The organism is Acinetobacter stercoris (assembly GCF_900323515.1).
GTDB classification, from domain to species: Bacteria; Pseudomonadota; Gammaproteobacteria; order Pseudomonadales; family Moraxellaceae; genus Acinetobacter; species Acinetobacter stercoris.
Map to the genome: position 1 here is coordinate 1 of NZ_OOGT01000264.1, position 4,316 is coordinate 4,316.

Sequence of the window (4,316 nt, forward strand, 5' to 3'; positions counted from 1 at the left end):
AAAAACCTGATTAATCAGGTTTTTATTATAAATGAAATAGTTACTTTTTACCTGTATGACCAAATCCGCCCGCACCGCGTTCTGTTTCTGCAAAGTCTGTAACAATGTCAAACTCAGCTTGCACAACTGGTACAAGTACATATTGAGCCAGACGCTCTCCTGGTTCTAAAGTAAAAGCGCTCTGACCTCGATTCCAAACAGATACCATCAATTCACCTTGATAATCAGAGTCGATCAACCCTACAAGGTTTCCAAGAACAATACCATGTTTATGTCCTAAACCTGAACGGGGTAAAATCAATCCCGCAAATTCTGGATCATGAATGTATATTGCCATACCTGTTTTAACCAAAACTGTTTGCCCTGGTTCAATTTGAATTGCCTGATCAACACAAGCACGCAAATCAAGACCTGCTGATCCGGCAGTTGCATAAGTTGGTAATGGCCATTCCTGACCTAAACGTTTATCAAGTACTTTAACTTGAACTTTCATAATGAAATCCTATTGATTTGTATATTTTAGGGAGATGCTTTAACGTTTTAAAAGTGCTTTTAAATTTTGCAAATATTGCTGGGCTTGTTGCTTAGGGTCGACATTTTCAGCCAGTTTCTTCTTGCGCCCCAACCAATCTACTTCATCAGATGGCAATTCATCCAAAAAGCGACTAGGCGTCATCTGCTTCATTTGACCACCATTTTTACGCTGTTCAGCTAAAGTAAGGGTCAAACCTTGCTGGGCACGAGTAATGCCTACATACATCAAACGGCGTTCTTCCTCAATTGTATCTGCGACAATCGAGTTTTTATGTGGCAATAATTCTTCTTCCAGCCCCATGATATAAACGAACGGGAATTCAAGACCTTTTGATGCATGCAAGGTTAACAGGTTGACCTTATCGATATCTTCATCTTCCTGTTGCTGCTCCAACATATCCAGTAAAACCATTTTACGGATAACACTCTCAATATTTTTTTCGTCGACATCTTCTGCCCGATTAATCAAACTTTGAATACTGGTATACAGCATCTCAACGTTATCAATCTTGGTCTTTTCCTGAGCAGGTGTAGCAGCAGTTTCGCGCAAATAATCAATATAACCTGCTTCGTTCATCATCTGACGGATTTTAGGAACAGGCTCATCATCATCGAGTAACTCTCGGGTAAATGATGAAATAAAATCAGCAAACTCAGCCAACTGCGTAGTTGCCTTTTTAGGAATAACCATAGTCAGACGCTGATCACTGGCTGCACCCAAAAGTGATAGATGATTTTCTTGGGCAAATAACCCCAATTTTTCTAGGGTTACTGGTCCTATAGCACGTTTAGGGGTATTAATAATTCGTAGGAATGCGCTGTCATCTTCCGGATTAATGATCAAACGTAAATAGCTCATGACGTCTTTAATCTCAGCTCGAGCAAAGAATGACTGACCACCTGAAAGCTTATACGGTATCTGCATTTGACGCAGTTGAGTTTCTAAAACACGAGCCTGAAAATTACCACGGTAAAGTACTGCGTAGTCTTTCCAGTTTTTACCATTCATCAGTTTATGCGTCAGTAAATCTTTAACTACACGTTCAGATTCATCATCATCATTACGACAGGTAATAATACGAATAACTTCCCCATGTCCCTTATCACTCCACAATTTTTTATCAAAAATATGAGGATTATTTTCAATTACATGGTTCGCTGCTTTTAAAATACGACTAGTTGAGCGATAGTTTTGCTCTAGCTTAATGACTTTTAAATTGTGGAAATCTTCCTTGAGTAGCGCCATATTTTCAGGTTTAGCACCACGCCAGGCATAAATTGACTGGTCATCATCACCTACGGCTGTAAACTGTCCCATCACACCGACAAGAAGTTTCACCAAAATATATTGCGCCGTGTTGGTATCCTGATACTCATCTACCAATAGATAACGGACTCGATTTTGCCAACGGTCACGAACTTCGGAATTTTCCTGCAATAACCGTGTAGGCATTACAATTAGATCATCAAAATCAACAGCATTATATGCACGTAAATTGCGCTCATAAAGCTGATACAAATGTGCTAATTGAACATCGTCCGCTGTTTCACACGTTGAATGTGCTTGCTCAGGCAAGATCAGGTCATTTTTCCAGTCTGAAATCTTTTTCATTGCTTTAGCAATGAGTTCCTTACTTTCAGCACCTGACATATTGTCACGATGCATCAAATCCATCAAAATTCGTTTGCAGTCATCGGCATCTAAAATAGAAAAATTATTTTTAAGCGGAGTATTTTTAAGCTCTAAACGAAGTAAGTTCAGACCAAAGGTATGGAAAGTTGAAACTGAAAGCCCTTTTCCTTCCTCTTTTGATAAAAGCTTTCCGACACGCTCTTTCATTTCACGTGCTGCTTTGTTAGTAAAGGTCATGGCTGTTATACGATGTGCAGGAATACCACATTGTTTGACCAGATATGCTATTTTTCTTGTAATAACAGACGTTTTGCCTGAACCTGCCCCTGCAAGTACTAACAAGGGTCCTTGAGTATATTTCATTGCTTCAAGTTGCTTGTCATTCAATTGACTTGCCGACGACATAAGTACACCTCATTAAAATCAGAGCATGATTATAGACATCTATAACCATATTGATAAGTACCGATACAAAATTCAATCTAGATCTTTAGGTTTACAATGATTGTTTATTATTCATAATATAAAAAACCACCCTTAGGTGGTTTTCAATTGATAGTCATTGAAATTACTGTGTTTCATAAACTGTAATTTCTACACGACGATTTCTCTCCCGACCTGCAACAGTCGAGTTGTCGGCAATTGGTGAACTAGAACCATAACCGCGTGTAGTCATCCTTGTTCGTGAAATACCCTGTGTTGCTAAAAAATTTGATACAGCATTTGCCCTATTGAGTGACAATGGATTATTAATTGCATCAGTACCTGTATTATCAGTATGTCCATGTATAACAAGCGCTAGACGTCCTGCCGTTCCATCCTCTCTTAATACCTTGGCTACATCAGTTAATGCCTTTTGAAAGATTGGTTGAATAACAGCTGAATTGGTTGCAAATGTGACACTTGGCATGATCAGATTAATTGAGCCGTCCTGATTACGATCTACATCCACCCCCGTTCCTGCTAACTCTTCACGCAATCGTTTTTCTTTGCGATCTAATAGCAAACCAGCACCTGCCCCCACGACTGCACCAATTGCGGCCGCTTGCCCCATTTTATCCCGATCTGCATTTGATCTTGCTATCCCTGCCCCGACCACAGCACCAAGACCCGCCCCAATTGCTGTTTTATCATATTCCATCTGACAACCAGCAATAACGACTGCGCCTGTCGCAGCTATAATCATTAATCTACGCATATCCTTCCCCTTTCAACACGTAAAAAAAATCGAATCATGATTCAAACCATGATTCGATTAATAATATATCCTATATTTGTGTATTATTTAATCAATAAATCACATAAATACAGATATTTTTTCAACTTTTAATTTAATTATTGCGCAGCATAAATGCTGATTTCTACACGACGGTTTTGCTCACGTCCAGCAGCAGTATTGTTATCTGCGATAGGATTTTGAGCGCCATGACCTTGTGCATTGATACGATTAGTAGGGACACCTTGCGCTGACAAATAGCTTGCTACAGATTGAGCACGCGCTTGTGACAAAGGAATATTGATTGAATCATTACCAGTGCTATCAGTATAACCTGTTACAAGAATCGCGCTCTTGTTGTCTTCTGTCAGAGTTTGCGCAACTTTATTCAAAGTTGAATAGAAGTTTGGTTTGATTGTAGATTTGTTCGTATCGAATGTGATGTTACCTGGCATAACCAGACCAACAGAACCGTCTGGGTTACGATTGACTTCTACACCAGTACCCTGCATTTGTTGACGAAGTTTTTTCTCTTTATTGTCAAGATAAAGACCAGCGCCTGCACCAAGTACAGCACCAATTGCCAATGCACGATTATTTTGAGCAGATGAGTTAGCATTTGAACGAGATAAACCGTAACCAGCTGCAGCACCAATCAATGAACCGATAGCAGTTTTTTTATAATCGCTGATGCCACCGCTTGTAGTTTGACCGTTTGACGGAGTAGTTTGACAGCCTGAAAGTGCTAATGCTCCAACAACTGTTGAAATTACTAATGCACGCATTGCATGCCTCCTCATGAAATTTAGTTAGATTGTGTTTTTTTTAAAAACGTAAATATATGATGAAATAAGTACAACCTTATAACCATTAGGTTTTTGTTAACTTTCTACACAATTTTTACATTTTGCAATTCTTTACAAAGTATTGGGT

Annotated in this window: 4 protein-coding genes; all 4 read right to left on the reverse strand. The window is 39.2% G+C overall.

Annotated elements, in window-relative coordinates; translation table 11 throughout:
- Positions 1-40: 40 nt before the first annotated feature.
- Entirely contained in the window at positions 41-493 is a 453-nt protein-coding gene (gene dut, locus KPC_RS18115; RefSeq protein WP_121975729.1) for a dUTP diphosphatase, read from the reverse strand.
- A gap of 39 nt (positions 494-532) precedes the next feature.
- Positions 533-2,572, reverse strand: coding sequence for a UvrD-helicase domain-containing protein (locus tag KPC_RS18120; protein ID WP_121975730.1), 2,040 nt, complete (start codon positions 2,570-2,572; stop codon positions 533-535).
- Positions 2,573-2,735: 163 nt separating this feature from the next.
- Positions 2,736-3,365, reverse strand: coding sequence for an OmpA family protein (locus tag KPC_RS18125; protein ID WP_121975731.1), 630 nt, complete (start codon positions 3,363-3,365; stop codon positions 2,736-2,738).
- Between the two features lie 137 nt (positions 3,366-3,502).
- Positions 3,503-4,168 (reverse strand): OmpA family protein, encoded by a 666-nt coding sequence (locus KPC_RS18130; RefSeq protein ID WP_121975732.1) that lies wholly within the window; start codon positions 4,166-4,168, stop codon positions 3,503-3,505.
- Positions 4,169-4,316: the final 148 nt, after the last annotated feature.

Coding starts and splice junctions, on each gene's coding strand:
- dut (WP_121975729.1), bottom strand. CDS start 493: ATGAAAGTTCAAGTTAAAGTACTTGATAAACGTTTAGGTCAGGAATGG.
- KPC_RS18130 (WP_121975732.1), bottom strand. CDS start 4,168: ATGCGTGCATTAGTAATTTCAACAGTTGTTGGAGCATTAGCACTTTCA.
- KPC_RS18125 (WP_121975731.1), bottom strand. CDS start 3,365: ATGCGTAGATTAATGATTATAGCTGCGACAGGCGCAGTCGTTATTGCT.
- KPC_RS18120 (WP_121975730.1), bottom strand. CDS start 2,572: ATGTCGTCGGCAAGTCAATTGAATGACAAGCAACTTGAAGCAATGAAA.